Raw genomic sequence first — 787 nt, forward strand, 5'->3', positions numbered from 1 at the left:
TCCAGCAGTCGGATTGATCCCGCGCCGGCAGACCAGCGAGAGACACTTCGCCGCCAGGGCCGGATCTAATCGGATTATCCCGGCAATCGCCGCCGGCGACAGTTGCCCCTGCCGGAGCCTCGAGAGAACCTGTACCCCGACGCACGGCAGGGTCGAGAGCGAATCGAGCCGGGCTACGGCAAGCTCCACCTGCCGGGCGGAAGTGTCGGGATTAGGTAGTACGTCCAGCATAAAGTCGTCCCTGTCTTGTGTCGACCATTTGACTTGTGACCGGCCACACCGACCGCGGTGTCCTAGCTCATTTGCAGGACCGCGGTGATCTTACCGGTGAGTTCGGTGACGTCGAATGGTTTCCTTACGAAATCTTCGGCGCCGGACTTGATCAGCTGGGCAATTTCATCGCGCTTGACGACGCCGCTTACTACAATGATCTTGATGTTCTCGAACTCGGGGTTGCCTCTTATCGCCTGGCAGACGATGTTGCCGTTGACGTCAGGCAGCATGTAGTCGAGCAGTATCAACTCGGGCCGAAATCGCTCGGTGGCGATCCCCGCCTCGTACCCGCTCGAGGCGGTCTCGGTCTCGAACCTGCCGTCCCTCGCGAGCACGTCGACTATCAACTCGACGATTTCAGCGTCGTCATCGACAACCAGAACCTTCCTCTTGCCGGACTCGATGGCATCGAGGGGGATCTTGTTTTCCTTCATGAACTTGACGAGGCTTTGGCGCGGAATCCTGCGAAATCTCGACCCTGGAACCCGGAATCCCTCCAGCCGCCCGGCGTCGA

The 787-nt window shown here is 60.0% G+C and carries 1 protein-coding gene; it reads right to left on the reverse strand.

Features of this window, described 5'->3' with window-relative positions:
* Positions 1 to 293 precede the first annotated feature (293 nt).
* On the reverse strand, positions 294 to 707 hold the full coding sequence (locus tag GY769_16955) for a response regulator (protein MCP4203611.1): 414 nt from the start codon (positions 705 to 707) through the stop codon (positions 294 to 296).
* Positions 708 to 787: the final 80 nt, after the last annotated feature.

This window comes from bacterium, assembly GCA_024224155.1.
Classification (GTDB): Bacteria; Acidobacteriota; Thermoanaerobaculia; order Multivoradales; family JAHEKO01; genus CALZIK01.